General features: G+C 55.8%; 28 protein-coding genes. 12 read left to right on the top strand and 16 right to left on the bottom strand.

Features of this window, described 5'->3' with window-relative positions; all coding sequences use genetic code 11:
• Positions 1-115: 115 nt before the first annotated feature.
• From E0L16_RS17215 to pepA, 3 genes are all read right to left on the bottom strand, one after another.
• Entirely contained in the window at positions 116-2,971 is a 2,856-nt protein-coding gene (locus E0L16_RS17215) for a valine--tRNA ligase (protein ID WP_063867560.1), read from the bottom strand.
• Positions 2,971-3,414, bottom strand: a complete 444-nt coding sequence (gene holC / locus E0L16_RS17210) for a DNA polymerase III subunit chi (protein WP_003861884.1) — start codon at positions 3,412-3,414, stop codon at positions 2,971-2,973. The genes E0L16_RS17215 and holC overlap by 1 nt, the downstream gene beginning before the upstream one ends.
• A gap of 117 nt (positions 3,415-3,531) precedes the next feature.
• A complete protein-coding gene (gene pepA, locus E0L16_RS17205; protein ID WP_063451022.1) occupies positions 3,532-5,043 on the bottom strand; it encodes a leucyl aminopeptidase in 1,512 nt (503 codons plus the stop codon).
• A gap of 265 nt (positions 5,044-5,308) precedes the next feature.
• Between pepA and lptF the strand changes: the two genes are divergently transcribed.
• From lptF to mtgA, 5 genes are all read left to right on the top strand, one after another.
• Positions 5,309-6,409 (top strand): LPS export ABC transporter permease LptF, encoded by a 1,101-nt coding sequence (lptF, locus tag E0L16_RS17200; RefSeq protein ID WP_063451023.1) that lies wholly within the window; start codon positions 5,309-5,311, stop codon positions 6,407-6,409.
• A complete protein-coding gene (gene lptG, locus E0L16_RS17195; RefSeq protein ID WP_063451024.1) occupies positions 6,409-7,491 on the top strand; it encodes an LPS export ABC transporter permease LptG in 1,083 nt (360 codons plus the stop codon). The genes lptF and lptG overlap by 1 nt, the downstream gene beginning before the upstream one ends.
• A gap of 137 nt (positions 7,492-7,628) precedes the next feature.
• Positions 7,629-9,962, top strand: a complete 2,334-nt coding sequence (gene arcB / locus E0L16_RS17190; protein ID WP_063451025.1) for an aerobic respiration two-component sensor histidine kinase ArcB — start codon at positions 7,629-7,631, stop codon at positions 9,960-9,962.
• Positions 9,963-10,194: 232 nt separating this feature from the next.
• Entirely contained in the window at positions 10,195-10,848 is a 654-nt protein-coding gene (gene elbB / locus E0L16_RS17185) for an isoprenoid biosynthesis glyoxalase ElbB (RefSeq protein WP_102750628.1), read from the top strand.
• Positions 10,845-11,570: a monofunctional biosynthetic peptidoglycan transglycosylase gene (mtgA, locus tag E0L16_RS17180; protein WP_131637520.1), complete on the top strand. Its 726-nt coding sequence runs from the start codon at positions 10,845-10,847 to the stop codon at positions 11,568-11,570. The genes elbB and mtgA overlap by 4 nt, the downstream gene beginning before the upstream one ends.
• A gap of 39 nt (positions 11,571-11,609) precedes the next feature.
• Here mtgA and npr read toward each other — a convergent pair whose 3' ends face one another.
• The 11 genes from npr to E0L16_RS17125 form a co-directional block, all read right to left on the bottom strand.
• On the bottom strand, positions 11,610-11,882 hold the full coding sequence (gene npr / locus E0L16_RS17175; RefSeq protein ID WP_003861872.1) for a PTS phosphocarrier protein NPr: 273 nt from the start codon (positions 11,880-11,882) through the stop codon (positions 11,610-11,612).
• Entirely contained in the window at positions 11,879-12,733 is an 855-nt protein-coding gene (gene rapZ / locus E0L16_RS17170) for an RNase adapter RapZ (protein ID WP_063451028.1), read from the bottom strand. Before rapZ ends, npr begins: the two co-directional genes overlap by 4 nt.
• A 45-nt stretch (positions 12,734-12,778) precedes the next feature.
• Complete coding sequence (ptsN, locus tag E0L16_RS17165) at positions 12,779-13,270, bottom strand: PTS IIA-like nitrogen regulatory protein PtsN (RefSeq protein WP_003861869.1); 492 nt, start codon at positions 13,268-13,270, stop codon at positions 12,779-12,781.
• An 82-nt stretch (positions 13,271-13,352) separates the two neighbouring features.
• Entirely contained in the window at positions 13,353-13,640 is a 288-nt protein-coding gene (gene hpf, locus E0L16_RS17160) for a ribosome hibernation promoting factor (RefSeq protein WP_003861866.1), read from the bottom strand.
• 22 nt (positions 13,641-13,662) lie between these two features.
• Positions 13,663-15,096 (bottom strand): RNA polymerase factor sigma-54, encoded by a 1,434-nt coding sequence (rpoN, locus tag E0L16_RS17155; protein WP_063451029.1) that lies wholly within the window; start codon positions 15,094-15,096, stop codon positions 13,663-13,665.
• 47 nt (positions 15,097-15,143) lie between these two features.
• Positions 15,144-15,869, bottom strand: coding sequence for an LPS export ABC transporter ATP-binding protein (gene lptB, locus E0L16_RS17150; RefSeq protein ID WP_003861862.1), 726 nt, complete (start codon positions 15,867-15,869; stop codon positions 15,144-15,146).
• Between the two features lie 6 nt (positions 15,870-15,875).
• Positions 15,876-16,430, bottom strand: a complete 555-nt coding sequence (lptA, locus tag E0L16_RS17145; protein WP_063451030.1) for a lipopolysaccharide ABC transporter substrate-binding protein LptA — start codon at positions 16,428-16,430, stop codon at positions 15,876-15,878.
• Positions 16,399-16,974, bottom strand: coding sequence for an LPS export ABC transporter periplasmic protein LptC (gene lptC / locus E0L16_RS17140; protein WP_063451031.1), 576 nt, complete (start codon positions 16,972-16,974; stop codon positions 16,399-16,401). Before lptC ends, lptA begins: the two co-directional genes overlap by 32 nt.
• Entirely contained in the window at positions 16,971-17,537 is a 567-nt protein-coding gene (gene kdsC / locus E0L16_RS17135; RefSeq protein WP_131637554.1) for a 3-deoxy-manno-octulosonate-8-phosphatase KdsC, read from the bottom strand. The genes lptC and kdsC overlap by 4 nt, the downstream gene beginning before the upstream one ends.
• A gap of 14 nt (positions 17,538-17,551) precedes the next feature.
• Positions 17,552-18,538, bottom strand: a complete 987-nt coding sequence (kdsD, locus tag E0L16_RS17130) for an arabinose-5-phosphate isomerase KdsD (RefSeq protein ID WP_131637518.1) — start codon at positions 18,536-18,538, stop codon at positions 17,552-17,554.
• Positions 18,539-18,551: 13 nt separating this feature from the next.
• The gene (locus E0L16_RS17125) at positions 18,552-19,529 is read right to left on the bottom strand and encodes a calcium/sodium antiporter (RefSeq protein ID WP_063867564.1); all 978 of its coding nucleotides are present in this window, start codon (positions 19,527-19,529) and stop codon (positions 18,552-18,554) included.
• Positions 19,530-19,756: 227 nt separating this feature from the next.
• On the opposite strand from E0L16_RS17125, the gene mlaF reads away from it, so the two are divergent.
• From mlaF to murA, 7 genes are all read left to right on the top strand, one after another.
• On the top strand, positions 19,757-20,569 hold the full coding sequence (mlaF, locus tag E0L16_RS17120; RefSeq protein ID WP_131637516.1) for a phospholipid ABC transporter ATP-binding protein MlaF: 813 nt from the start codon (positions 19,757-19,759) through the stop codon (positions 20,567-20,569).
• Positions 20,570-20,576: 7 nt separating this feature from the next.
• Entirely contained in the window at positions 20,577-21,359 is a 783-nt protein-coding gene (mlaE, locus tag E0L16_RS17115) for a lipid asymmetry maintenance ABC transporter permease subunit MlaE (RefSeq protein ID WP_003861848.1), read from the top strand.
• Positions 21,360-21,363: 4 nt separating this feature from the next.
• Entirely contained in the window at positions 21,364-21,912 is a 549-nt protein-coding gene (gene mlaD, locus E0L16_RS17110) for an outer membrane lipid asymmetry maintenance protein MlaD (protein ID WP_063451035.1), read from the top strand.
• Positions 21,913-21,930: 18 nt separating this feature from the next.
• On the top strand, positions 21,931-22,566 hold the full coding sequence (gene mlaC / locus E0L16_RS17105) for a phospholipid-binding protein MlaC (protein ID WP_063451036.1): 636 nt from the start codon (positions 21,931-21,933) through the stop codon (positions 22,564-22,566).
• Positions 22,566-22,859, top strand: a complete 294-nt coding sequence (gene mlaB / locus E0L16_RS17100) for a lipid asymmetry maintenance protein MlaB (RefSeq protein WP_131637514.1) — start codon at positions 22,566-22,568, stop codon at positions 22,857-22,859. Before mlaC ends, mlaB begins: the two co-directional genes overlap by 1 nt.
• A gap of 126 nt (positions 22,860-22,985) precedes the next feature.
• Positions 22,986-23,240 (top strand): BolA family iron metabolism protein IbaG, encoded by a 255-nt coding sequence (ibaG, locus tag E0L16_RS17095; RefSeq protein WP_003861840.1) that lies wholly within the window; start codon positions 22,986-22,988, stop codon positions 23,238-23,240.
• 50 nt (positions 23,241-23,290) lie between these two features.
• Positions 23,291-24,550, top strand: coding sequence for a UDP-N-acetylglucosamine 1-carboxyvinyltransferase (gene murA, locus E0L16_RS17090; protein WP_006812128.1), 1,260 nt, complete (start codon positions 23,291-23,293; stop codon positions 24,548-24,550).
• Between the two features lie 63 nt (positions 24,551-24,613).
• On the opposite strand, the gene sfsB is transcribed toward murA, so the two are convergent.
• Together sfsB and ispB are read right to left on the bottom strand one after the other, a co-directional pair.
• The gene (gene sfsB, locus E0L16_RS17085) at positions 24,614-24,901 is read right to left on the bottom strand and encodes a DNA-binding transcriptional regulator SfsB (RefSeq protein ID WP_063451240.1); all 288 of its coding nucleotides are present in this window, start codon (positions 24,899-24,901) and stop codon (positions 24,614-24,616) included.
• A 228-nt stretch (positions 24,902-25,129) separates the two neighbouring features.
• Entirely contained in the window at positions 25,130-26,101 is a 972-nt protein-coding gene (ispB, locus tag E0L16_RS17080; protein WP_063451038.1) for an octaprenyl diphosphate synthase, read from the bottom strand.
• Positions 26,102-26,180 lie beyond the last annotated feature (79 nt).

Below are 26,180 nucleotides of genomic sequence, written 5' to 3'. Positions count from 1 at the left end.
TCATGACAAAAATTGACACACAGCTGCTGTTAATAGCACCGCAGAAAGGGGAGTGCAAGCGAGGAGTTTTCAGGAAGGATACCCCTTACGCCCTGAAGCGTAAGGGGTAAAAGCATTACAGGGCTGCGATAACGGCCTGCTGCTCGATCAGTTTGGTCTTCGCATCGGCGAAGGCAACCAGACGCTCACGCTCTTTGGCGATGACCGCTTCCGGCGCGCGGGCCACAAAGCCCTCGTTCGCCAGTTTGCCTTCGATTTTTGCAATTTCCACGTCGACTTTCGCCACTTCTTTCGCCAGACGAGCCAGCTCAGCGTCTTTGTCGATCAGGCCCGCCATCGGGATTAGCAGCTCAGCACCGTCGATGATTTTTGTCACGGAAACCGGACCTTTGTCATCGGCAGGCAGCACGGTGATGCTTTCCAGACGCGCCATGGTTTTCAGGAAGGTGTTGTTCTCGGTGACGCGACGAACGGCAGCGTCGCTGCAACCGCGCAGCAGCAGCTCCAGTGGTTTACCCGGCGCGATGTTCATTTCTGCACGGATGTTACGTACCGCAACGATCGCCTGCTTCAGCCACTCGGTATCCGCAGACGCGGCTTCATCCACTTTCGCGGCGTCGAAGGCCGGGAACGGCTGGAGCATGATGGTATCGGCGTTAATACCGGCAATGACCTTCACGCGCTGCCAGATGGTTTCGGTGATGAACGGAATAATCGGGTGCGCCAGGCGCAGCAGGCCTTCCAGAACGGTAATCAGCGTATTACGCGTGCCGCGCAGTTCCGCTTCAGAACCGCCGTTCATGACCGGCTTCGCCAGCTCCAGATACCAGTCGCAGAACTGGTTCCAGGTGAATTCATACAGAATGCCCGCTGCGATATCGAAGCGGTAGCTGTCCAGCGCGTCGCGGAACGCTTTCACCGTCTGGTTAAATTCGGCCAGGATCCAGCGGTCTGCCAGAGACAGGGTCATCTCGCCGCCGTTAAAGCCGCAATCCTGATCTTCGGTGTTCATCAGCACGAATCGGCTGGCGTTCCACAGCTTGTTACAGAAGTTACGGTAACCTTCCAGACGCTTCATGTCCCAGTTGATGTCGCGACCGGTAGAGGCCAGCGCCGCCAGGGTGAAACGCAGGGCGTCGGTACCGTGAGACTCAATCCCGTTCGGGAACTGCTTCTCGGTACGCTTGCGGATTTTCTCAGCCAGCTGCGGCTGCATCATATTACCGGTACGTTTTTCCAGCAGCTCTTCCAGAGAGATACCGTCAACCATGTCCAGCGGGTCGATAACGTTACCCTTGGATTTGGACATCTTCTGGCCTTCATCGTCGCGGATCAGGCCGGTCATGTAGACGGTATGGAACGGAACCTGCGGCTTGCCGTCTTCGTCTTTGATGAAGTGCATGGTCATCATGATCATGCGGGCAATCCAGAAGAAGATGATGTCGAAGCCGGAGACCATCACGCTGGTTGGGTGGAACTGACGCAGCGCGTCGGTGTTTTCCGGCCAGCCGAGGGTGGAGAAGGTCCACAGCGCGGAGGAGAACCAGGTATCCAGCACGTCTTCGTCCTGGCGCAGCGCCACGTCAGCGCCCAGGTTATTTTCCTGACGCACTTCCTCTTCGGTGCGGCCAACGTAGACGTTGCCTTCGTTGTCGTACCATGCCGGGATGCGGTGGCCCCACCACAGCTGACGGGAGATACACCAGTCCTGAATGTCGCGCATCCAGGAGAAGTACATGTTTTCATACTGCTTCGGCACGAACTGGATGCTGCCGTTCTCAACCGCTTCCACAGCCGGTTTCGCCAGCACGTCGGCACGGACGTACCACTGGTCGGTCAGCATTGGCTCAATAACCACGCCGCCACGGTCGCCGTACGGCACGGTCAGATCGTGAGGCTTAATCTCTTCCAGCAGGCCGAGCGCATCAACGGCGGCTACGATGGCTTTACGTGCGGCAAAGCGTTCCAGCTTCTGGAACTCAGCCGGGATCTCGCTGGAGTAAACGTCGGATTCGTTGCCTTTGGTGTCGTACACTTCTGCGCTTTCGCGGATATCACCGTCGAAGGTCAGAATGTTGATCATCGGCAGGGCGTGACGACGGCCCACTTCATAGTCGTTGAAGTCGTGCGCCGGGGTGATTTTCACGCAGCCGGTGCCTTTTTCCATGTCGGCGTGTTCGTCGCCCACAATCGGAATACGGCGGTTCACCAGTGGCAGCACCACGAATTTGCCGATCAGATCTTTATAGCGCGGATCTTCCGGGTTCACGGCCACGCCAGTATCGCCCAGCAGGGTTTCCGGACGAGTCGTGGCGACCACCAGGTAATCTTTACCGTCTGCGGTTTTTGCGCCGTCGGCCAGCGGATAGCGGATGTGCCACATGGAGCCTTTAGACTCGCGGTTTTCCACTTCGAGGTCAGAAATCGCGGTGCGCAGTTTCGGGTCCCAGTTCACCAGGCGCTTGCCGCGGTAAATCAGGTCTTCTTTGTACAGACGGACAAAAACTTCTTTCACGGCGTTGGACAGGCCTTCGTCCATGGTGAAGCGCTCGCGCTCCCAGTCCACGGAGTTGCCGAGACGGCGCATCTGACGGGTAATGGTGCCGCCGGATTCCGCCTTCCACTGCCAGATTTTGTCGATGAACGCGTCGCGACCGTAGTCGTGGCGGGTTTTACCTTCTTCAGCGGCAATTTTACGCTCAACCACCATCTGGGTCGCGATACCCGCGTGGTCAGTCCCCGCCTGCCACAGGGTGTTTTTGCCCTGCATGCGCTGGTAGCGGATCATGGTATCCATGATGGTCTGCTGGAAAGCATGCCCCATATGCAAACTGCCGGTGACGTTCGGCGGCGGGATCATGATGCAGAAGGACTCTTTGCTTTCGTCGCCGTTAGGCTTGAAATAGCCCTGCTGTTCCCAGTGCTCGTAAAGCGGCTGTTCGATATCGCGTGGGTTATATGTCTTTTCCATTATTTCCAGGTTGCCGTATTCAGGTTAAAACCGGCCAGGCGGTACGCTTTGTAGCGTTCGCGCGCCAGTTGTTTCAAAGATTCTTCGTAAGGGACAAAGTCTACCACTTCTGTGAAAGCGGTGGCAAAATCTGCAAAGTCTGTCCGCAGGCTAATGAGAATGTCGCGCGCGCTGCTGTTGCGTTTTTGCGGCCAGGCTATTTCGACCGGTGCCCCGCCGCGTGGACCTTCACCCGACAGGTTATGCGGAACAAAACTTTCCGGCGGGCGCGCCCATAGCGCTTCATCCAGGCGAATCGCCTGCTGCTCATCTTCACAGGCAATCAGTACGCGTTTACCTGCGCGCCAACGTTCTGCGGCAATTTCACACACCAGCTGTTCAACGGCGCTGAGGCCATCCTGATGGGTGTCGTTGTCCAGAAGGTAGAACGTTGCATTCTTCATATATGGGGCTTCTTGTCGTGGATTTAAATGCAAAGCCGGGTGGCGCTTCGCTTACCCGGCCTACGGTTGAGTGGCGTGTAGGCCGGGTAAGGCGAAGCCGCCACCCGGCACATTACATCACTCGTCGCCGTTAAAACCCGCACGATTAAGCAGGAACTGCGACAGCAGGGCAACCGGACGTCCGGTTGCGCCTTTGGCTTTACCGGAGCGCCATGCGGTCCCCGCGATGTCCAGGTGCGCCCAGTTATATTTACGGGTGAAGCGCGCCAGGAAGCAGCCTGCGGTAATTGCGCCGCCAGGACGACCACCAATGTTAGCCATGTCCGCGAAGTTTGACTCCAGCTGTTCCTGGAACTCGTCCCCCAGCGGCAGACGCCATGCGCGGTCGCCAGCCTGCTCGGATGCGCCAATCAGCTCATGCGCCAGCGGATTGTGGTTCGACATCAGGCCGGTGATGTGGTGGCCCAGGGCAATCACGCAGGCACCGGTCAGGGTGGCCACGTCAATGACCGCTTCTGGTTCGAAACGCTCAACGTAGGTCAGCACGTCGCACAGCACCAGACGGCCTTCCGCGTCGGTGTTCAGCACTTCCACGGTCTGGCCGGACATGGTGGTCAGCACGTCGCCCGGACGATAGGCGCGACCGCCAGGCATGTTTTCGCAGCCTGCCAGCACACCGATCACGTTGATGGGCAGCTGAAGCTCCGCAACCATGCGCATGACGCCGTAAACCGCCGCCGCGCCGCACATGTCGTACTTCATCTCGTCCATGCCTTCTGAAGGCTTGATGGAGATACCGCCGGAGTCAAAGGTCAGCCCTTTACCGACGAGCACGATCGGACGCGCGTCTTCAGACGGATTGCCTTTGTATTCGATGACCGACATCAGGGATTCGTTCTGAGAGCCGTTACCGACCGCCAGATAAGAGTGCATCCCCAGCTCTTTCATTTGCTGTTCGCCGATGACGCGGGTGATAACGTTCTTGCTGTAGGAGTCAGCCAGCTGACGCGCCTGAGAGGCCAGATACGCGGCGTTACAGATGTTTGGCGGCATATTGCCAAGATCTTTAGCGGCTTTAATGCCCGCAGCAATGGCCAGGCCGTGCTGAATAGCGCGCTCGCCGCTGGTCAGCTCGCGACGGGTTGGCACGTTGAAGACCATTTTACGCAGCGGGCGACGCGGCTCGCTTTTGGTGGTCTTCAGCTGATCGAAGCTGTAGAGGCTCTCTTTTGCGGTTTCGACGGCCTGGCGTACTTTCCAGTAGGTGTTGCGGCCCTTAACGTGCAGCTCGGTCAGGAAGCAGACCGCTTCCATAGAACCAGTATCATTCAGTGTATTAATGGTTTTCTGAATAACCTGTTTGTACTGGCGCTCATCAAGCTCACGTTCTTTACCGCAGCCAATCAGCAGAATACGCTCGGACAGGACGTTCGGAACATGGTGCAGCAACAGGGTCTGCCCTGGTTTGCCTTCCAGTTCGCCACGGCGCAGCAGGGCGCTGATATAGCCGTCGCTGATTTTATCAAGTTGCTCGGCGATCGGGGAGAGTCGGCGTGGTTCAAAGACGCCCACAACGATGCAGGCACTCCGCTGTTTCTCCGGGCTACCGCTTTTTACACTGAACTCCATGCACTACGCTCCTGAATCTTAAAGACAACGGCGGCGGCTACGGATAGAATTGAAACCTTTCGTAACTCATGTCCGCCGTTGTGGTGACTTCGTGTTAATCTTACGTTACTACGGTTTCGACACGTCAATAAATGTCATGAAGCGCGAATCCGCCGGGTTTTTTAATCTTAGCGATGATTTCGACGACTCAAGAGAATAAATGACGTTTAAGCCATGAAACAAGCTAAATTCCTGCATAAGACGAGTTTTAACGGGCGTATTTAAAGTGATAATCATAAGATATCTGGTTCGGGAGACGCTGAAGAGCCAACTGGCGATCCTCTTTATCCTCCTTCTGATCTTTTTCTGTCAGAAGCTGGTCAGGATCCTCGGCGCGGCGGTTGATGGCGAAATCCCAACGAATCTGGTGCTTTCCCTGCTCGGGCTTGGCGTGCCGGAAATGGCGCAGCTTATCCTGCCGTTAAGCCTTTTCCTCGGTTTGCTGATGACGCTGGGTAGGCTCTATACCGAAAGTGAAATCACCGTGATGCATGCCTGCGGCCTCAGTAAGGCCGTACTGGTAAAAGCAGCCATGGTGCTGGCGCTGTTCACGGGCATTGTTGCCGCGGTCAACGTCATGTGGGCGGGGCCGACATCCTCTCGTCATCAGGATGAGGTGCTGGCGGAAGCAAAAGCTAACCCGGGGCTGGCGGCGCTGGCGCAGGGGCAGTTCCAGCAGGCGACCGACGGTAATTCCGTTCTGTTTATCGAAAGCGTTGATGGCAACCGCTTCAACGACGTGTTTCTTGCTCAGTTGCGCCCGAAAGGTAACGCTCGCCCTTCGGTGGTGGTGGCGGATTCCGGCCAGCTGGCGCAGCGTAAAGATGGCTCTCAGGTCGTCACGCTGAACAAAGGAACGCGTTTCGAAGGCACGGCAATGCTGCGCGACTTCCGCATTACGGACTTCCAGAACTACCAGGCCATTATTGGTCACCAGGCCGTCGCGCTCGATCCTACGGATACCGAGCAGATGGACATGCGCACCTTAATCAATACCGATACCGATCGTGCGCGTGCTGAGCTGCACTGGCGTATCACGCTGGTATTCACCGTATTTATGATGGCGCTGATGGTGGTGCCGCTGAGCGTGGTGAACCCACGTCAGGGCCGCGTGCTGTCGATGCTGCCGGCGATGCTGCTGTATCTGGTGTTCTTCCTGCTGCAAACCTCGATCAAGTCTAACGGCGGGAAAGGCAAAATTGACCCGATGATCTGGACCTGGGTCGTGAATGGTTTGTATCTGCTGCTGGCAGTCGGACTCAACTTGTGGGACACGGTGCCTGTGCGTCGTCTACGTGCCCGGTTTACGCGTAAAGGAGCCATCTAATGCAGGCGTTTGGCGTACTTGACCGCTATATCGGTAAAACAATTTTTACCACCATCATGATGACCCTGTTCATGCTGGTGTCGCTCTCGGGCATTATCAAATTTGTCGACCAGCTGAAAAAAGCCGGGCAGGGGAGTTACGACGCGTTAGGCGCCGGAATGTATACCCTGCTCAGCGTGCCAAAAGATGTGCAGATCTTCTTCCCGATGGCGGCCCTGCTGGGTGCGCTGCTGGGCCTGGGGATGCTGGCTCAGCGTAGCGAACTGGTGGTGATGCAGGCATCGGGCTTTACCCGTATGCAGGTTGCGCTGTCGGTGATGAAAACCGCGATCCCGCTGGTGCTGCTGACCATGGCGATCGGCGAATGGGTTGCGCCGCAGGGCGAACAGATGGCGCGTAACTACCGTGCTCAGGCGATGTACGGCGGTTCACTGCTTTCCACGCAGCAGGGATTATGGGCGAAAGACGGTCAGAACTTTGTCTATATCGAACGCGTGAAGGGGGATGACGAGCTGGGCGGCGTGAGCATTTATGCCTTTAACGACCAGCGTCGCTTGCAGTCCGTGCGTTATGCCGCCTCTGCCAAATTTGATGCCAACAACAAGCTGTGGCGGTTATCGCAGGTTGATGAATCGGACCTGACGAACCCGAAACAGATCACCGGCTCGCAGACCGTTAGCGGTACCTGGAAAACCGACCTGACGCCAGACAAGCTCGGCGTCGTGGCGCTTGACCCCGATGCGCTCTCCATCAGCGGTCTGCATAACTACGTGAAGTATCTGAAGTCCAGCGGACAGGATGCGGGGCGTTACCAGCTCAACATGTGGAGCAAAATCTTCCAGCCGCTGTCGGTGGCGGTGATGATGCTGATGGCGCTGTCGTTCATCTTTGGCCCACTGCGTAGCGTGCCGATGGGGGTTCGCGTGGTGACCGGTATCAGCTTTGGTTTCGTGTTCTACGTCCTCGATCAGATTTTTGGTCCGCTGACGCTGGTGTACGGCATTCCGCCAATTATCGGCGCGCTGTTGCCGAGCGCCAGTTTCTTCCTGATCAGCCTCTGGATGCTGCTAAAACGTTCCTGATAAACCTTCATCCTCGCCCCCGGTTGCTCGGGGGCGAGGCTAATCTCCTGTTTCACCCCGCACTTTTTCTCACAACCTGCAACGCCTCGCCGTGAATTTGAGTATTATTGAGCGATAAAGTCGTGAAGGGATCCTCTATGAAGCAAATTCGAATGCTGGCCCAGTACTACGTCGATCTGATGATGAAGCTCGGGCTGGTGCGTTTTTCCATGCTGCTGGCGCTGGCGCTGGTCGTTTTGGCCATCGTCGTGCAAATGGCCGTCACCATGGTTCTGCATGGCCAGGTCGAGAGCATCGACGTCATCCGCTCTATTTTCTTTGGCCTGCTGATTACCCCGTGGGCGGTCTATTTCCTCTCCGTGGTGGTCGAGCAACTGGAGGAGTCCCGACAGCGTTTATCAAAGCTGGTGGATAAGCTGGAAGAGATGCGCGAACGCGATCTCAAGCTCAACGTCCAGCTCAAGGACAATATTGCCCAGCTGAATCAGGAAATTTCAGACCGTGAAAAGGCGGAAGCCGAGCGCCAGACCACGCTGGAGCAGCTCAAAATTGAGATGAAAGAGCGTGAAGTCACGCAGATCCAGCTTGAACAGCAATCCTCTTTCCTGCGCTCGTTCCTTGATGCATCGCCGGATCTGGTGTTCTACCGTAACGAAGATAAAGAGTTTTCCGGCTGTAACCGGGCCATGGAGCTGTTGACCGGGAAAAGCGAAAAGCAGCTGATCCACCTGAAGCCGCAGGACGTCTATTCCGAAGAGGCGGCGGCAAAAGTGATGGAGACGGATGAAAAGGTCTTCCGCCATAATGTCTCGTTGACCTACGAGCAGTGGCTGGACTACCCCGACGGGCGCAAAGCCTGCTTTGAGATCCGCAAAGTGCCTTATTACGATCGGGTGGGTAAACGTCATGGTCTGATGGGCTTTGGCCGCGATATCACCGAGCGTAAGCGCTATCAGGATGCGCTGGAGCGCGCCAGCCGTGACAAGACCACCTTCATCTCCACCATCAGCCATGAGCTGCGTACGCCGCTTAATGGCATTGTGGGGCTGAGCCGCATTCTGCTGGATACCGACCTGACCAGCGAGCAGGAAAAATACCTCAAAACGATCCACGTTTCGGCGGTCACGCTGGGCAATATCTTCAACGATATTATCGATATGGATAAGATGGAGCGCCGTAAGGTTCAGCTCGACAACCAGCCGGTTGATTTTACCGGCTTCCTTGCGGACCTGGAGAACCTCTCAGGTTTGCAGGCCCAGCAAAAAGGGTTGAGCTTTGTGATGGAGCCAACGCTGCCGCTGCCGCATAAAGTGGTGACGGACGGCACGCGGCTGCGTCAGATCCTGTGGAACCTCATCAGCAACGCCGTGAAGTTTACCCAGAAGGGGCAGGTTGCGGTGCGCATTCGCTATGACGAAGGGGACATGCTGCACTTTGAAGTTGAGGACTCGGGTATCGGCATTCCTCAGGAGGAGCAGGACAAGATCTTCGCCATGTATTATCAGGTTAAAGACAGCCACGGCGGTAAACCGGCAACGGGTACGGGCATTGGCCTGGCGGTGTCGAAACGCCTGGCGAAAAGTATGGGCGGGGATATCACCGTTGCCAGCCAGCCGGGTAAAGGCTCAACCTTTACCCTTACCGTACACGCGCCTGCCGTCGCTGAAGAGGTGGAAGATACGTTCGAGAACGACGATATGCCGCTGCCGGCCCTGCACGTTCTGCTGGTAGAAGATATTGAGCTGAACGTCATTGTCGCCCGGTCGGTACTGGAAAAACTCGGCAACAGCGTGGATGTGGCAATGACCGGCAAAGCCGCGCTGGAGATGTTCACGCCGGGCGAGTACGACCTGGTGCTGCTTGATATTCAGCTACCGGACATGACCGGGCTGGATATCTCCCGCGAGCTGACGCGCAAGTACGCCCCTGACGAGCTGCCGCCGCTGGTGGCGCTGACCGCAAACGTGCTGAAAGATAAAAAAGAGTACCTCGAGGCCGGTATGGACGATGTGCTCAGCAAGCCGCTGGCGGTACCCGCCCTGACGGCGATGATCAAGAAGTTCTGGGATACCTGTGATGAAGAGGAGAGCACCATGACGTCTGTTGATAGCGCCAAAGCCCAAACGATACTCGATACCGCCATGCTGGAGCAGTATATCGATCTGGTGGGACCAAAACTGATCACCGACGGTCTGGCCGTGTTCGAAAAAATGATGCCGGGCTATCTGAACGTGCTCGAATCTAACCTGACGGCGCGTGATCAGAAGGGCATCGTCGAAGAGGGACATAAAATCAAGGGCGCGGCTGGCTCCGTCGGGTTACGCCATCTCCAACAGCTGGGCCAACAGATTCAGTCGCCTGATTTACCTGCGTGGGAAGATAACGTGGGTGACTGGGTTGAAGAGATGAAACAGGAGTGGCAGAACGATGTGGCGGTGCTGAAAGCCTGGGTGGAATCCAGAAAAAAATGACCCCGGCTATACCGGGGTGCGCGAATACTGCGCCAACACCAGGGAAATCGTGGCTGCGCCTGATTTTTATGGGTTGTTTTCGCATGGACGCCGCCTGAAAATTGAGGCCGCACGCAGATAAGATAGCAAATCTTAAACAGTTTGTTACATGAATCAGTGAAATGTGTGAAGCATAGCGTTTTAATCAGAATTTTTAATGTGCTTCGGCGAGTTGCTTAGAAGGATCGTCAGAATGAAGAAAGTGGGTGTCGTGCTGAGCGGATGTGGCGTTTACGATGGTTCAGAGATACATGAAGCCGTATTAACGCTGCTGGCATTATCGCGCCAGGGGGCAGACGTTATCTGCTTCGCGCCGGATAAAACTCAAGCAGACGTAATGAATCATCTTACCGGCGAGCCAATGGCGGAAAGCCGTAACGTGCTGATTGAAGCGGCACGTATTGTGCGTGGAGATATTCATCCGCTGGCACAGGCCGATGCCGCTGAACTTGATGCGCTCATCGTGCCGGGCGGCTTTGGCGCGGCGAAAAACCTGAGCACGTTTGCCACTGAGGGGGCGGCGTGTCAGGTCGATCCCGACTTAAAAGCGCTATCGCTGGCGATGCATGCGGCGGGTAAGCCGCAGGGCTTTATCTGCATTGCGCCAGCCATGCTGCCGAAAATTTTTGATTTCCCGCTGCGGCTCACGATCGGAACCGACATTGATACCGCTGAAATTATCGAGGATATGGGCGGCGAGCACGTGCCATGCCCGGTCGACGACATTGTGGTGGATGAGGACAATAAAATCATCACCACGCCGGCGTATATGCTGGCGCAGAACATCGCTGAGGCTGCCGCCGGCATCGAAAAGCTGGTGGACAGAGTGCTGGTTCTTACCGAATGAGTCGTAAATTATCCCCAGGCGGGTGGTTAAAACGGATCCTGCTGCGTATTGTGCTGGTCCTGGCCGTTTTCTGGGGCGGAGGCATTGCGCTGTTCAGCATCCTGCCCGTCCCGTTCTCCGCCGTGATGGCAGAGCGGCAGATTAGCGCCTGGCTCTCAGGTGATTTCGGCTACGTTGCCCACTCAGACTGGGTCGGCATGGATGAAATCTCCCCGTGGATGGGGCTGGCGGTCATTGCGGCAGAAGATCAGAAATTCCCCGAACACTGGGGTTTTGACGTGGCGGCTATCGAGAAGGCGCTGGATCATAATGAGCGTCATGAAAACCGCGTGCGCGGCGCGTCGACGCTGTCTCAGCAGACGGTAAAAAACCTGTTCTTATGGGACGGTCGTAGCTGGGTGAGGAAAGGTCTGGAGGCCGGGCTGACGCTGGGCGTCGAGACGGTGTGGAGCAAAAAACGCATTCTGACCGTCTATCTGAATATCGCGGAGTTTGGGGATGGCGTGTTTGGCGTCGAAGCGGCATCGCAACGTTATTTCGGCAAGCCCGCCAGCAGGCTGAGTATGTCCGAAGCGGCGCTGCTTGCCGCCGTGCTGCCGAACCCTCTGCGTTTCAAGGCCAGCGCACCGTCAGGCTACGTGCGAAGCCGCCAGGCGTGGATCATGCGCCAGATGCGTCAGCTGGGTGGGGAAGGGTTTATGGAGCGAAATCATCTTATGTAGGGCGGGTAAGCGTTGCGCCACCCGCCGACGTAGCGAACGTTAGTCTTCGTCAAACCCGGCATTAAACAGGGCAATCACCGCGGCCAGCGCTTCTTCTTCCTGCGGGCCGGTCGCTTCGACTTCAATCTGGCGTCCTTTGGCAGAATCCAGCATCAGCAGCGCAATCACGCTGTTGGCTTCTGCCTCGGTTCCCTCGTCGTTGCGCAGCAGCACCTCAGCATCAAAACCCTGCATCAGTTCAAACAGCTTCATCGCCGGGCGCGCATGCATGCCCAGCTTGTTGGTGATTTCGACGGTCTGTTTTACGGTCATGTTTTACGTTTTTCCAGCGTGCGATGACGGGACTGAACGTTCTTCCCGCGTGAGCGGAAGTAATCGGCCAGCTGTTCGGCAATATAGACCGAACGATGTTTACCGCCGGTACAGCCAATCGCCACCGTCAGGTAGCTGCGATTGTTTGTTTCCAGCATAGGTAACCATAGCTCAAGGTAGCTTCGCGTCTGGTAGATAAAATTATGTACTTCTGTGTGTCGGTCAAGGAACGCCGCCACGGGCTTATCCAGACCGGTCATCGGACGCAGTTTCGGATCCCAGTGTGGGTTCGGCAGGAAACGCACATCAAAAACGTAATCCGCATCGATAGGAATGCCGTGCTTAAAGCCGAAGGATTCAAACACCATCGTCAGTTCGCGCTCGCGCTTGCCGAGCAAGCGAGTACGCAGCATTTCCGCCAGCTCGTGGACGGACATTTCAGAGGTGTCGACAATCAGGTCGGCGCGGGAACGCAGCGGCTCAAGCAGATCGCTTTCTTTATCAATGGCGCTTTCCAGCGACAGATTTTTACTGGAGAGCGGATGCAAACGACGGGTATCGCTGTAGCGGCGGATCAGCGTGTTGCGGTCAGCGTCAAGGAACAAGAGCTGCGGTGAGAAACACTCCGGCAGATTGTTCATTGCCTGCTCGAAGATTTCCGGCGATTCCGGCATGTTGCGCACGTCAATACTGACGGCGGCAGAGATTTGCCGGTCCGCAAGCGTCCGCGCCAGATCGGGTAACAACACTACCGGCAGGTTATCTACACAGTAAAATCCCATGTCTTCCAGCGCGCGCAGGGCCACGGATTTCCCGGACCCCGAACGACCGCTGACGATCATCAGCACCATGTTCCGTTTCTCCTCAGGGCAGCCGTTCTGAAGGCCTTCTCCCGATTATGCCTCATCCTGATTGCCTTCTGCTTCAGTGATAATTTGATAAAGCTCTTCATCACTTTGGGCTGAGCGCAGTCGACGACAAATGGTTTTGTCCGCCAGACGTTTGGCCACCAGCGACAGCGTGTGCAGATGGGTTTTGGTCTGATCGGCAGGCACCAGCAGCGCAAAGAGCAGATCCACAGGCTGGTTATCGATGGCGTCAAAAGCGATAGGCGTTTCCAGTTGCACAAACACCCCCACGGCACGCAGCGTATCTTCTTCCAGCTTGCCATGCGGGATCGCAATGCCGTTGCCGATGCCGGTACTGCCCATTTTTTCACGGGTCAGAATGGCTTCAAACACGATCTGCGGCGGCAGACCCAGCTGCTTTGCGGCCAGTTCACTGATAATTTCCAGCGCACGTTTTTTGCTCTGGCAGTGAACGCCACTGCGGGTACAATCCTGGTTAAGGACATTGCTCAGTTGTAGAGCGGAATCGTTGTTTATCATAATTTCACCTAAGCGCTAACCGTACAAATGGCCTGTTGTGTCTCACAACAGGCCGTCCTGCACCCGTTAACTGCCCGGACAATTAGTGTTGTTTCAGTTTATCTTTATGTTTATTGAGCTGTCTCGCAAGCTTATCAATCAAGCCGTCGATAGCCGCGTACATGTCTTGCCCTTCCGCACTGGCATGGAGTTCCCCTCCGTTGACGTGCAGAGTCGCATCCGAGATATGCGTCACTTTCTCCACTTTCAACACAACATAGACCTGATTGATCCTTTCGAAATACTGCTCAAGTTTTGCGAACTTAGTGTTCACAAAATCGCGTAAGGCCTCAGTAATCTCGACGTTATGTCCGGTGATATTGAGCTGCATAGTGTCTTCCTTATCGGTTGTGTCAAACCAGTTGTTTACGCTGGTTAGACGGCGGAATGGATAAAGACTCTCGATACTTCGCAACAGTACGGCGTGCCACCATAATACCCTGATCGGACAGCATGGTGGTTAACTTACTGTCACTGAGTGGCTTCGCGGGGTTCTCCGCGGCGATCAACTTCTTCACCAGTGCGCGAATGGCCGTTGACGAGGCTTCGCCGCCGCCTTCGGTGTTCACGTGGCTGGAGAAGAAATACTTAAGCTCAAAAATACCGCGCGGGCTGTGCAGGTACTTCTGCGTAGTCACGCGGGAAATGGTTGATTCATGCATCTCGACGGCCTGGGCGATGTCTGCCAGCACCATCGGTTTCATAAACTCTTCGCCCTGTTCAAAGAACGCCTGCTGCTGTTCGACAATACAGCGGCTGACGCGCAGCAGCGTGTCATTTCGGCTCTCCAGGCTCTTAATCAACCATCGTGCTTCCTGAAGGTTGCTGCGAATGTATTGATTATCGGCATCGTTACGTGCACTTGTGCACATGGAGGCATATTGCTGGTTGATTTGCAGGCGAGGAAGGCTGTCGGCGTTCAGTTCAACGACCCAGCGGCCGTTGTGCTTTCTCACCAGCACATCAGGAATGACATATTCCGGTTCGCTGGTCTGGATCGACTGTCCCGGACGCGGATCGAGTGACTGGATCAGATTCACCGCTTCCTTCAGCACCTCTTCTTTGAGGCGCGTGACGCGCATCAGGGTGCGGAAATCGTGATTCGCCAGCAGATCCAGATGATCGCTGATGATGAGCCGGGCTTCGTCAATCCACGGTGTCTCTTTGGCAAACTGCGAAAGCTGGATCAGCAGGCAGTCGCGCAGATCTCTCGCGGCGACGCCAATCGGGTCGAAACGCTGGACGCGCTTGAGGACGGCTTCGATCTCTTCCATCTCAATGTCGTCATCGCCGATGCTTTCCAGAATATCGTCCAGCGTCACGGTCAAATAGCCCGTGTCGTCAACGGCATCGACAATCGAGGTGGCAATCGCGCGATCGGTATCCGAGAAAGGCGTCAGCTCCACCTGCCACATCAGGTAGTCCTGAAGCGACTGGGTGGTTTCGCCCTGATAGACCGGCAGTTCGTCGTCCTGATAGTCCGCGCGCGTGCCGGAAGGCGTTCCTGCGGTGTAGATTTCATCCCAGCTGGCATCCAGCGGCAGCTCGTCCGGCATCTCTTTTTGTTCGAGCGCATCGGCGGTGTCGAGCGTTTCCGTGTCCTGCGTTTGCTGGGTATCTACCTCGTCATGAAGATCGGTTTGCTCCAGCAGCGGATTGCTGTCCAGCGCCTGCTGGAGCTCCTGCTGGAGTTCTAACGTGGACAACTGCAACAGACGGATGGCCTGTTGTAGCTGCGGCGTCATGGCCAGTTGCTGGCTGAGCCGTAATTGCAAACCTTGCTTCATGTTCAGCGCGTTTTTCTCCGGTTCGGCGTGACTTAACCTCTACCCTATCAGAGTCTGAAGTCTTCCCCAAGGTACACGCGCTTAACATGCTCATCTTCGAGGATTTGCTGCGGCGTACCGTGGGCAATCAGATGGCCCTGGCTCACAATGTAGGCGCGTTCACACACGGCCAGCGTTTCGCGTACGTTGTGGTCCGTGATCAGTACGCCAAGCCCGCTGTCGCGCAGATGCTCAATGATACGTTTGATATCGATAACCGAAATCGGGTCAACGCCCGCAAACGGTTCATCCAGCAGGATGAATTTCGGATTTGCTGCCAGTGCGCGCGCAATCTCAACGCGGCGGCGTTCACCGCCGGACAGCGCCTGACCGAGGCTGTCGCGAAGGTGTTCAATATGAAACTCTTCCATCAGCTCGTTCGCGCGGTCGGTGCGCTGCTCGCTGGTCAGATCGTCACGGATCTGGAGCACGGCCATCAGGTTATCGAACACGCTTAAGCGGCGGAAGATAGACGCTTCCTGCGGCAGGTAGCCGATGCCACGACGCGCGCGGGCATGCAGCGGCAGCAGGCTGATGTCTTCATCATCAATGATGATGTTGCCAGCGTCACGCGGGACAATGCCCACGACCATGTAGAAGGTTGTGGTTTTACCCGCACCGTTAGGGCCAAGCAAGCCCACGATTTCGCCGGAGTTGACGGTCAGACTGACATCTTCGACGACGCGGCGGCCCTTGTACGCTTTCGCGAGGTTTTTTGCAGTTAATGTTGCCATAACGAATTAGTTACTCTTTTTCTGTGCCGGAGCCTGACCGTTGTTCTTGTCCTGCAACTGCGAAGGCACGAGCACGGTAGTGACGCGTTTACCTTTTTCGCTGGAGGCCTGCATTTTCTGCTCTTTCACCAGATAGGTGATCTTGTCGCCTTTGATGTTGCTGTCCAGCTGTTCCAGGTAAGCATTACCGGTCAGGATGACCAGATCCTTCGCCAGTTCGTAGTGCATATGCGAGGCATGGCCTTTTACCGGCTTGCCGTTGTCCTGCATCTGGTAGAACGTGGCCGGGTTGCCATAACCATCAATAATCTCTTTGCCCTGCTCGCCGCCCGGACGGGTAACGACCACTTTGTCGGCATTGATTTTGATGGTGCCCTGGGTCACGACGACGTTGCCGGTAAAGGTAACGACGTTACCCTGCATATCCAGAGACTGCGTATCAGATTCGATATGAATCGGCTGCTCGGTGTCGCCAGTCACAGCAAGCGCGGGAAGACTGGCCGCCAGCAGCGCGCTGGCGATAACAACTTTAAGGCTGAGTTTGTTTGTTTTGAATTTCATAGGAGGTTCTAACCTTTTCAATCAGCTCGGCGTTTTTGCTGCGTAAGTTCCCGCGCATTCTTAAACCGCTGGAATTAAATGTTGTGCCATACAGGGTGACTAAATCCTGCGACGTGACATCCTGGGTGACCAGGTTGATCTGGGCGTTATCGGTCGTAATTTTGCGCAGTTGAGCGTCAGCGGTCAGGGCGTTGACCTCAACGTGACCATACAGATAAAGCATACGGTCATTTGTCAGTTTTGCCCGGTCAGACTTGATCGACCACGTCGGCACTTTGTCGGTATCAAAGGTGGTCAGCACCGGCTGGGTAAACCACGAAACACCGTCATCTGAAAAATATTCGACATGCTGAGCAATCAGGCGATAGTTCAGTGCGCCTTCCGGGCTATAGACCACGGTATCGCTGCGATCGCTTTTGTAGGTCGGGTCGCTCGTGTTGACCACTTCCGTTTGCGTATCATCGCGGTCGGCGAGGTTCACGCCAATCAGGATCAGGACGACAAGCGAAAGCAGAATGATAACCCAACGTCTGGTTTTACTCATATCGATTGCCCTTTCGCCTCATCAAGCTTGCCCTGCGCCAGCAGAAGCAGATCGCAGACTTCACGCACGGCACCGCGGCCACCGTGAATATGGGTAACGTAATCAGCACGCGGGATCAGCAGCGGGTGTGCGTCAGCCACGGCAATGCTCAGACCCACCTCCGCCATCACTGGCCAGTCGATCAAATCATCCCCGACGTACGCCACATTCTCTGGCGCAATGGCCAGTTTTTCCAGCAAATCCCGGAAGGCTACCATCTTATCAGACTGTCCCTGATAGAGATGCGTAATGCCCAGCGTTTCACACCGATCTTCTACCAGTTTAGCTTTCCGCCCGGTGATGATTGCAACGTCAATACCGGACGTGAGCGCACAGCGGATACCGTAACCGTCGCGAACGTTAAAGGCTTTCAGCTCTTCGCCGTTATTGCCCATATAAATCAGACCGTCGGAAAGCACGCCGTCTACATCGAGGATCAGCAGGCGGATAGTTTCCGCCTTTGCCATCATCAGGGCGCTCACCGGGCCATAACAGGTTGCAAGGGATGCACCCGCATTACTCATTGTCTTATCCTTCATTACACTACGCCTGCGCGCAGCAGATCATGCATATGTACCACACCCAGCAGTTGGTCGCCATCGGCAACCATCACTGAGGTGATATGACGGGACTGCATCAGGTTCAGCACATCGACCGCCAGCGTGCCCGGACGGACGCGGATCCCGCCTGGCGTCATCACGTCCGCGATGCCCAGCGTTCGGACATCCACACCCATATCGAACACCCGGCGCAGGTCACCGTCGGTGAAAATGCCCTGAATCTTCATCAGGTCGTCACAGATGACCGTCATGCCCAGGTTTTTGCGGGTGATTTCCAGCAACGCGTCGCGCAGAGAAGCCTCTTTGCTGACGTGCGGGATTTCATCCCCGGTGTGCATAATATCGTTAACCCGCAGCAGCAGTTTGCGCCCGAGCGCGCCGCCGGGGTGAGACAGGGCGAAATCTTCAGGCGTAAAACCGCGGGCTTCCAGCAGCGCAACGGCAAGGGCATCGCCCATCACCAGCGCGGCGGTGGTGCTGGAGGTCGGGGCCAGTCCCAGCGGACAGGCCTCTTTCGGCACCCTCACGCACAGGTGAATATCTGCCGCACGCGCCATGCTGCTTTCCGGGCGGCTGGTCATGCAAATCAGCGGGACGTGCAGGCGCTTGAGCACCGGGATCAACGCCAGGATCTCATTCGATTCCCCGGAGTTAGACAGCGCAATAACCACGTCCTGCGGCGTAACCATCCCGAGGTCACCGTGCGCGGCTTCACCCGGATGAACGAAGAAGGACGAGGTGCCGGTGCTGGCAAAGGTCGCCGCCATTTTGCGCCCGATATGGCCAGACTTGCCCATCCCCATCACCACGACTTTACCGGCACAGTAGAACATTTTCTCACAGGCCAGACTAAAATCCTGATTAATGTACTGATCTAACTGCGCCAGACCTTCACGTTCAATCTCCAGAACGTCTTTGCCTGCTTTCTGAAAGTCAAAACCCGGCTGCAATTCTATTTGCGACATAATGCGTTTCCGTTTACCCAGAGAGAAGTGGCGAGAGCCAGTACAGCATCGCCAGCCATACGATAAATCCACCCGTCAGCAGCGCGCCTGCGCCTTTGCCGATCTGCTCTTTTCGCCGCCAGCAGAGCAGGGCGAAAATGACGCTGACCAGCAGCATCACACCGTAATCGCGCGTGAAGACCATGGGGTTAAACGGCCCCGGCGAGATCAGCGCCGGCAGACCCGTCACGATCGCGATATTGAAAATATTAGAGCCAATGATATTGCCGATGGCGATATCATCTTCACCTTTACGCGCCCCGGCGATGGCGGTGGCCAGCTCTGGCAGGCTGGTGCCGATGGCGATGACCGTCAGACCGATTGTCAGTTCGCTCATCGCAAACGCGTTCGCCAGTACCGTCGCGTTGTCGACGACCATCCGCGTGGCCATCGGCATGATGATCAACGCGACGCCCAGCCACAGCAGGGCGACGGGTAAGGTGCCTTCCCTGGGCAGCTCGGCGAGATGCTCACGCGTGAGGCTATCGTTGCCCTGTTTTTCCGCCAGACGCGCGATTTTCACGCTGTAAAGCAACCAGATCCCGGCCAGGGCGAGCAGGAATATACCGTCATCAATGCTCAGCACCCCGTCGTAAAGCACGTAGCCAGCCAGCAGGCTAACGACTAACATTAGCGGCAATTCGCGGCGCAAAACATCAGAATGGACGCGAAATGGATGCAGCAATGCGGCTAAGCCTAAAATCAGTAATATATTGACGATGTTAGAGCCAATCGCGGTGCCGATAGCGAGGTCGACCTGACCATGCAGCGAGGCTGAAACAGAAACAATGATTTCAGGAAGCGATGTGCCTACACTGACCACCGTCATCCCGATAATGATGGGCGGCATGCCAATGAGACGACAAAGAATGGATGCGGCAAAGACCAAACGGTCAGCACTGTAGACCACCAACAGTAAACCAATTATTAACAGTGCTGTTGCTAAAAGCATCAAAAGTCCTTTCTTCAGGTATACTCGCTGGTCCACTGCGCACGGATTCTGGCGCCAGATGAAGTCTGAGACGTGACGAATTCCTAATTTTGACTTTATGCGCCGGAAAAGTAAAACAAATGCCAGCTTTAGCTAACCCCAATAGTGAATATTCTGTAAAAATGCGGGGTTTAGGGCTGATTTACGCTTCATGCCAGCCGTGAAGCAAGGTAAGTAAGGAACCATAAATGAGCCAAACGATGGCGAATATAGTCGATGTCCGGGGCGTCAGTTTTTCTCGCGGCAGCCGGGTGATATTTGATGATATTTCGCTGACCGTGCCGCGCGGTAAAATCACCGCCATCATGGGGCCGTCAGGGATCGGTAAAACAACGTTGCTGCGTCTTATCGGCGGGCAAATCCCCCCTGACAGCGGCGAAATTCTCTTCGACGGTGAAAATGTTCCGGAGATGTCTCGCTCGCGCCTCTACACGGTTCGCAAACGAATGAGCATGCTCTTTCAGTCGGGTGCGCTGTTCACCGATATGAACGTATTTGACAACGTGGCCTATCCACTGCGTGAGCACACCCATCTTCCTCCTGCGCTGTTGCACAGCACGGTGATGATGAAGCTCGAAGCCGTGGGGTTGCGGGGGGCGGCGAAACTCATGCCGTCCGAACTCTCCGGCGGGATGGCGCGCCGCGCCGCGCTGGCGCGTGCTATTGCCCTTGAACCGGATTTAATCATGTTCGACGAACCGTTCGTCGGGCAGGACCCTATCACTATGGGCGTACTGGTGAAGCTCATTTCAGAACTGAACAGCGCCCTTGGCGTCACCTGCGTGGTGGTTTCCCACGACGTGCCGGAAGTGCTGAGCATTGCTGATTACGCCTATATTGTGGCTGACAAAAAGATCGTCGCCCACGGCAGCGCTCAGGCGTTGCAGGAGAATGGCGATCCGCGCGTGCGGCAGTTCCTGGACGGTATCGCAGATGGGCCGGTGCCTTTCCGCTATCCGGCAGGCAACTATCATGACGATTTACTGGGAATAGGGAGTTAAGCCACTCATGCTGTTAAATGCGTTGGCGGGTCTTGGACACCGTGGCCTAAAAACCATCAGTACGTTCGGGCGTGCCGGATTAATGTTGTTCAACGCGCTGGTTGGCAAACCGGAGTTCCGCAAGCATGCGCCGTTACTGGTGCGGCAGCTTTATAACGTCGGCGTACTGTCGATGCTTATCATCATCGTGTCGGGGCTGTTTATCGGCATGGTGCTGGGGTTGCAGGGATATCTGGTGCTGACAACCTACAGCGCGGAAACCAGCCTTGGCATGCTGGTGGCGCTCTCGCTGCTGCGTGAACTCGGGCCGGTGGTTGCCGCGCTGCTGTTCGCCGGGCGTGCCGGGTCAGCACTGACGGCGGAAATTGGCCTGATGCGCGCCACCGAGCAGCTTTCCAGCATGGAGATGATGGCGGTCGATCCGCTGCGCCGGGTGATCTCACCGCGCTTCTGGGCCGGGGTTATCTCCTTACCGTTACTGACTATCCTCTTTGTGGCGGTCGGTATCTGGGGCGGCGCGCTGGTCGGCGTCAACTGGAAAGGCATTGATGCCGGGTTCTTCTGGTCTGCCATGCAGGACGCCATCGATCTGCGGATGGATTTGGTGAACTGTCTGATCAAGAGCGTGGTTTTCGCTGTGACGGTTACCTGGATTGCGTTGTTTAATGGTTACGATGCCATTCCGACGTCGGCGGGCATTAGCCGCGCAACGACGCGTACTGTCGTACATTCGTCGCTGGCCGTTTTGGGTCTGGATTTTGTGCTCACCGCACTGATGTTTGGGAATTGAGTTCATGCAAACGAGAAAAAATGAAATTTGGGTTGGCGTGTTTCTGCTTCTGGCGCTGCTGGCCGCGCTGTTCATCTGCCTGCGAGCGGCGGACATTACCTCTGTTCGCGCCGAGCCGACGTATCGCGTCTACGCGACCTTCGATAATATCGGCGGCCTGAAGGCGCGCTCGCCGGTGCGTATTGGTGGCGTCGTCATCGGACGTGTAGCGGACATTACGCTTGATGAAAAAACGTATCTGCCGCGCGTCGCGATGGATATCGAAGAGCGCTATAACCACATTCCTGACACCAGCTCGCTCTCTATCCGCACTTCTGGCCTGCTGGGGGAGCAATATCTGGCCCTCAACGTTGGTTTTGAAGATCCTGAGCTGGGAACGTCTATCCTTAAAGACGGTAGCGTAATCCAGGATACCAAGTCAGCGATGGTGCTGGAAGATATGATTGGTCAGTTCCTTTACAACAGTAAAGGGGATGATAAAAAGTCTGACGATGCCCCTGCGCAGAGTGAAGACCACACCAACGTCGAACCGACGCCAGGCGCGACGAATTAATTTCAGGAGAAGTCATTCATGTTTAAACGACTGTTAATGGTTGCCATGCTGGTCATTGCCCCTCTGACTGCGGTACACGCTGCGGATCAGAGTAACCCGTACAAACTGATGGATGAGGCTGCGAAGAAAACCTTCGACCGTCTTAAAAACGAACAGCCAAAAATCCGCTCTAACCCTGACTATCTGCGTGATGTCGTGGATCAGGAGCTGCTGCCGTATGTGCAGATCAAGTATGCGGGCGCGCTGGTACTGGGCCGTTATTACAAAGAGGCGACCCCGGCGCAGCGCGAGGCTTACTTCGCGGCGTTCCGTGAATACCTGAAACAGGCTTACGGCCAGGCGCTGGCGATGTATCACGGTCAGACCTATCAGATTGCCCCTGAACAGCCGCTGGGCGATGCCACCATCATTCCTATCCGCGTGACAATTATCGATCCAAACGGCCGTCCGCCGGTTCGCCTGGACTTCCAGTGGCGTAAGAACAGCCAGACCGGAAACTGGCAGGCGTATGACATGATCGCCGAAGGCGTAAGCATGATCACCACTAAACAGAACGAGTGGAGCGATCTACTGCGCACCAAAGGTATTGATGGCCTGACGGCTCAGCTTCAGTCTATCTCTCGTCAGAAAATTACCCTGGACGAGAAGAAGTAATGTCGCAGCAGCTTAGCTGGGCGCGAGACGGCGAGACGCTGACGCTGACGGGAGAGCTGGATCAGGATCTGCTTAACCCGCTGTGGGACGCTCGCCATGACGCGATGCAGGGCGTGACGCGGATTGATCTACATGGCGTCACGCGGGTAGATACCGCCGGTATTGCGCTGCTGGCGCACCTGGTTGCCACGGGCAAAAAGCAGGGGAGCAGCGTCACCCTGACGGGGGTAAGCGACAACGTCGTCACCCTTGCACAGCTTTACAATTTGCCCGAAGACGTATTACCTCGCTAATTTTTTCAGTACGTTACTTCCGAAAGCCCCGACAGTTTACGCGTCGGGGCTTTTTGCTTGTTTAAGACCGCGCCACTTTGCTCTAAGATGTTGGGCTTGTTTTCACTATCAGATGATGTAGACCCCATGGAAAATAATGAAATCCAGACTGTGCTGATGAATGCACTCTCCCTTCAGGAAGCCCACGTCTCTGGCGATGGCAGTCACTTCCAGGTTATTGCTGTGGGTGAGATGTTCGACGGAATGAGTCGCGTGAAAAAACAGCAGGCTGTGTACGCGCCGCTGATGGAATACATTGCGGACAACCGCATTCACGCCCTGTCGATTAAAGCGTTCACCCCACAGGAGTGGGCACGCGATCGCAAACTAAACGGTTTTTGAGCTGGGGGCGAAGCGCCCGCAGCACGGTTGAATTTATAAGAGAGCAAACAATGGATAAATTTCGTGTACAGGGACCCACGCGTCTCCAGGGCGAAGTCACAATTTCTGGCGCTAAAAACGCCGCGCTGCCCATTCTTTTCGCTGCGCTGCTCGCAGAAGAGCCGGTAGAGATCCAGAACGTACCGAAGCTGAAAGATATCGACACGACCATGAAGTTGCTCGGCCAGTTGGGCACCAAAGTGGAGCGTAACGGTTCCGTCTGGATCGATGCCAGCAACGTGAACAACTTCTCAGCACCGTATGAGCTGGTGAAAACCATGCGTGCTTCCATCTGGGCCCTTGGGCCGCTGGTGGCGCGTTTCGGTCAGGGTCAGGTTTCACTGCCGGGCGGATGCGCTATCGGTGCGCGTCCCGTCGACCTGCATATCTTTGGCCTGGAAAAGCTGGGCGCGGAGATCAAGCTGGAAGAAGGTTACGTGAAAGCGTCCGTCAATGGTCGTCTGAAAGGCGCGCACATTGTCATGGACAAAGTGAGCGTGGGCGCAACGGTGACCATCATGTCGGCTGCTACGCTGGCAGAAGGCACTACCATCATCGAAAACGCCGCGCGTGAACCGGAAATCGTGGACACCGCGAACTTCCTGGTCGCACTGGGTGCGAAGATCAGCGGGCAGGGCACGGACCGTATTACCATCGAAGGCGTTGAGCGTCTGGGTGGCGGCGTGTACCGCGTCCTGCCAGACCGTATCGAAACCGGGACCTTCCTGGTGGCGGCGGCCATTTCTGGCGGTAAGATTGTCTGCCGTAACGCACAGCCGGATACCCTGGATGCGGTGCTGGCGAAGCTGCGCGATGCGGGTGCGGACATTGAAATCGGTGAAGACTGGATAAGCCTGGATATGCACGGGCAGCGTCCTAAAGCCGTTAACGTGCGCACTGCGCCACACCCGGCCTTCCCGACGGATATGCAGGCGCAGTTCACGCTGCTGAACCTGGTGGCCGAAGGCACGGGCTTCATCACGGAAACCATCTTCGAAAACCGTTTCATGCATGTCCCGGAGCTGATCCGTATGGGTGCGCATGCTGAGATTGAAAGCAACACGGTCATCTGTCACGGCGTTGAAAAACTGTCCGGTGCGCAGGTGATGGCGACCGATCTGCGCGCGTCTGCGAGTCTGGTACTGGCAGGGTGTATTGCGGAAGGCACTACCGTTGTCGATCGTATCTACCACATCGACCGTGGTTACGAGCGCATTGAAGACAAACTGCGCGCGCTGGGTGCGAATATCGAGCGTGTGAAGGGCGAGTAATCGTTCCGGCACCCCCCTGCCAGAACAGGCCGGGGGATTGCTGTTCCTGTAAATCCCGGTGCATCAGTCCTGATGTGCTTTCTTCGTTTTGCTCTGACGCATCATGCGCGTTCTGTCGATAAATTCATGGGTAATGGGATCGTGGTAGCGTGACGGCCATATCACCCACGGATGCGTATCCAGCGCTCTCGCGATAATCAGCTCCCCCTTCGGCCATGGGCGGGTCAGTGCATTTGCCAGCGTCGACGAGCTCAACCCGTTGCGACGTGATTCGGCAGCCAGCGATGTCCCTTTTTTACGCAGTGCCGCAATAATGTCAGCAGAATGCCAGTCGATGAATTTTGTATCCATAATGCTGTCCTTGTGTTCGTTATCGTCCACGCCTTTTCGTGTGAAAAGACAGCATTACTATACTCACTTAGAACATCTGTTCTAAAAAGTTCATGTTACGATAAGCAATATTCAGAATAAGGCATGGCTTTATACATGCGGCCTGTAACCTGATGAGCTTACACGGAAATGTAATTTACTGGCGCGTACTGGAATCTCCCTGCGGAGCGCAGGGAGACGAGGAGGGGATTAACGATCGCGCTGGACGGCGATGTGCGCGAGGCCGATTAGCGCATCACGCCATGGGCTGTCAGGAATGACCTGAATGGCGGCGATGGCTTTGTCTGCTTCTTCTTCTGCACGCTGACGCGTCCATTCCAGGGAGCCACAGACTGCCATTGTTTCCAGTACTGGTTCCAGAAGATGGCGACCATTTCCCTGCTCGATAGCCTCGCGGATCATTTTCGCCTGATCCGGTGTGCCATTGTGCATCGCGTGGAGCAGCGGCAGCGTTGGCTTGCCTTCGTTCAGGTCATCACCGACGTTTTTACCGAGCGTTTCGCCATCCGCGCTGTAGTCCAGCAAATCATCAATCAGCTGGAATGCGGTACCGAGATAGCGGCCATAGTCCTGAAGCCCTTTTTCCTGCGCTTCGCTACAGCCTGCCAGAATCCCGGAGCACTGCGCAGCGGCTTCAAACAGACGTGCGGTCTTGCTGTAAATCACCCGCATGTAGTTTTCTTCGGTGATGTCCGGGTCGTTAACGTTCATCAACTGTAGGACTTCACCTTCAGCGATAACGTTCACCGCTTCTGACATCACTTCCAGCACCTTCAGCGAGCCAAGGCTGGTCATCATCTGGAAAGCGCGGGTATAGATAAAATCCCCGACCAGAACGCTTGCCGCATTACCAAACGCGGCGTTGGCGGTGGCTTTACCCCGACGCATGTCTGATTCATCCACAACATCGTCGTGAAGCAGGGTGGCGGTGTGGATAAATTCGATCAGCGCCGCGATTGTGACGTGGGCGTTCCCCTGATAGCCAACCGCGCGTGCGGCCAGAATGGCAATCATCGGACGAATACGTTTACCGCCGCCGCTGACGATGTAATAGCCCAACTGATTGATCAGCTGAACGTCAGAGTTGAGTTGCTCCAGGATTGCTGCATTCACACCCGCCATATCTTGCGCGGTTAACTCATTGATTTTTTCTAAATTCATCGCAAAAGCCGGGCTTTTTATCCTGTTTATCCCACACGAGATGGGTACACAAAGGGTTTCGGTTTATAAATAGTATTGC

Origin of the sequence: Enterobacter quasihormaechei, from assembly GCF_004331385.1 — a bacterium.
GTDB classification, from domain to species: Bacteria; Pseudomonadota; Gammaproteobacteria; order Enterobacterales; family Enterobacteriaceae; genus Enterobacter; species Enterobacter quasihormaechei.
Note: the sequence above shows the minus strand (reverse complement) of the source record. Positions and strands in the feature narration are given on the sequence as shown.

Bases quoted from the DNA above. Each gene is read 5' to 3' on its own strand.
- E0L16_RS17215 (WP_063867560.1), bottom strand. From the start codon at position 2,971: ATGGAAAAGACATATAACCCACGCGATATCGAACAGCCGCTTTACGAG.
- holC (WP_003861884.1), bottom strand. From the start codon at position 3,414: ATGAAGAATGCAACGTTCTACCTTCTGGACAACGACACCCATCAGGAT.
- pepA (WP_063451022.1), bottom strand. From the start codon at position 5,043: ATGGAGTTCAGTGTAAAAAGCGGTAGCCCGGAGAAACAGCGGAGTGCC.
- lptG (WP_063451024.1), top strand. From the start codon at position 6,409: ATGCAGGCGTTTGGCGTACTTGACCGCTATATCGGTAAAACAATTTTT.
- arcB (WP_063451025.1), top strand. From the start codon at position 7,629: ATGAAGCAAATTCGAATGCTGGCCCAGTACTACGTCGATCTGATGATG.
- elbB (WP_102750628.1), top strand. From the start codon at position 10,195: ATGAAGAAAGTGGGTGTCGTGCTGAGCGGATGTGGCGTTTACGATGGT.
- mtgA (WP_131637520.1), top strand. From the start codon at position 10,845: ATGAGTCGTAAATTATCCCCAGGCGGGTGGTTAAAACGGATCCTGCTG.
- npr (WP_003861872.1), bottom strand. From the start codon at position 11,882: ATGACCGTAAAACAGACCGTCGAAATCACCAACAAGCTGGGCATGCAT.
- rapZ (WP_063451028.1), bottom strand. From the start codon at position 12,733: ATGGTGCTGATGATCGTCAGCGGTCGTTCGGGGTCCGGGAAATCCGTG.
- ptsN (WP_003861869.1), bottom strand. From the start codon at position 13,270: ATGATAAACAACGATTCCGCTCTACAACTGAGCAATGTCCTTAACCAG.
- hpf (WP_003861866.1), bottom strand. From the start codon at position 13,640: ATGCAGCTCAATATCACCGGACATAACGTCGAGATTACTGAGGCCTTA.
- rpoN (WP_063451029.1), bottom strand. From the start codon at position 15,096: ATGAAGCAAGGTTTGCAATTACGGCTCAGCCAGCAACTGGCCATGACG.
- lptB (WP_003861862.1), bottom strand. From the start codon at position 15,869: ATGGCAACATTAACTGCAAAAAACCTCGCGAAAGCGTACAAGGGCCGC.
- lptA (WP_063451030.1), bottom strand. From the start codon at position 16,430: ATGAAATTCAAAACAAACAAACTCAGCCTTAAAGTTGTTATCGCCAGC.
- lptC (WP_063451031.1), bottom strand. From the start codon at position 16,974: ATGAGTAAAACCAGACGTTGGGTTATCATTCTGCTTTCGCTTGTCGTC.
- kdsC (WP_131637554.1), bottom strand. From the start codon at position 17,537: ATGAGTAATGCGGGTGCATCCCTTGCAACCTGTTATGGCCCGGTGAGC.
- kdsD (WP_131637518.1), bottom strand. From the start codon at position 18,538: ATGTCGCAAATAGAATTGCAGCCGGGTTTTGACTTTCAGAAAGCAGGC.
- E0L16_RS17125 (WP_063867564.1), bottom strand. From the start codon at position 19,529: ATGCTTTTAGCAACAGCACTGTTAATAATTGGTTTACTGTTGGTGGTC.
- mlaF (WP_131637516.1), top strand. From the start codon at position 19,757: ATGAGCCAAACGATGGCGAATATAGTCGATGTCCGGGGCGTCAGTTTT.
- mlaE (WP_003861848.1), top strand. From the start codon at position 20,577: ATGCTGTTAAATGCGTTGGCGGGTCTTGGACACCGTGGCCTAAAAACC.
- mlaD (WP_063451035.1), top strand. From the start codon at position 21,364: ATGCAAACGAGAAAAAATGAAATTTGGGTTGGCGTGTTTCTGCTTCTG.
- mlaC (WP_063451036.1), top strand. From the start codon at position 21,931: ATGTTTAAACGACTGTTAATGGTTGCCATGCTGGTCATTGCCCCTCTG.
- mlaB (WP_131637514.1), top strand. From the start codon at position 22,566: ATGTCGCAGCAGCTTAGCTGGGCGCGAGACGGCGAGACGCTGACGCTG.
- ibaG (WP_003861840.1), top strand. From the start codon at position 22,986: ATGGAAAATAATGAAATCCAGACTGTGCTGATGAATGCACTCTCCCTT.
- murA (WP_006812128.1), top strand. From the start codon at position 23,291: ATGGATAAATTTCGTGTACAGGGACCCACGCGTCTCCAGGGCGAAGTC.
- sfsB (WP_063451240.1), bottom strand. From the start codon at position 24,901: ATGGATACAAAATTCATCGACTGGCATTCTGCTGACATTATTGCGGCA.
- ispB (WP_063451038.1), bottom strand. From the start codon at position 26,101: ATGAATTTAGAAAAAATCAATGAGTTAACCGCGCAAGATATGGCGGGT.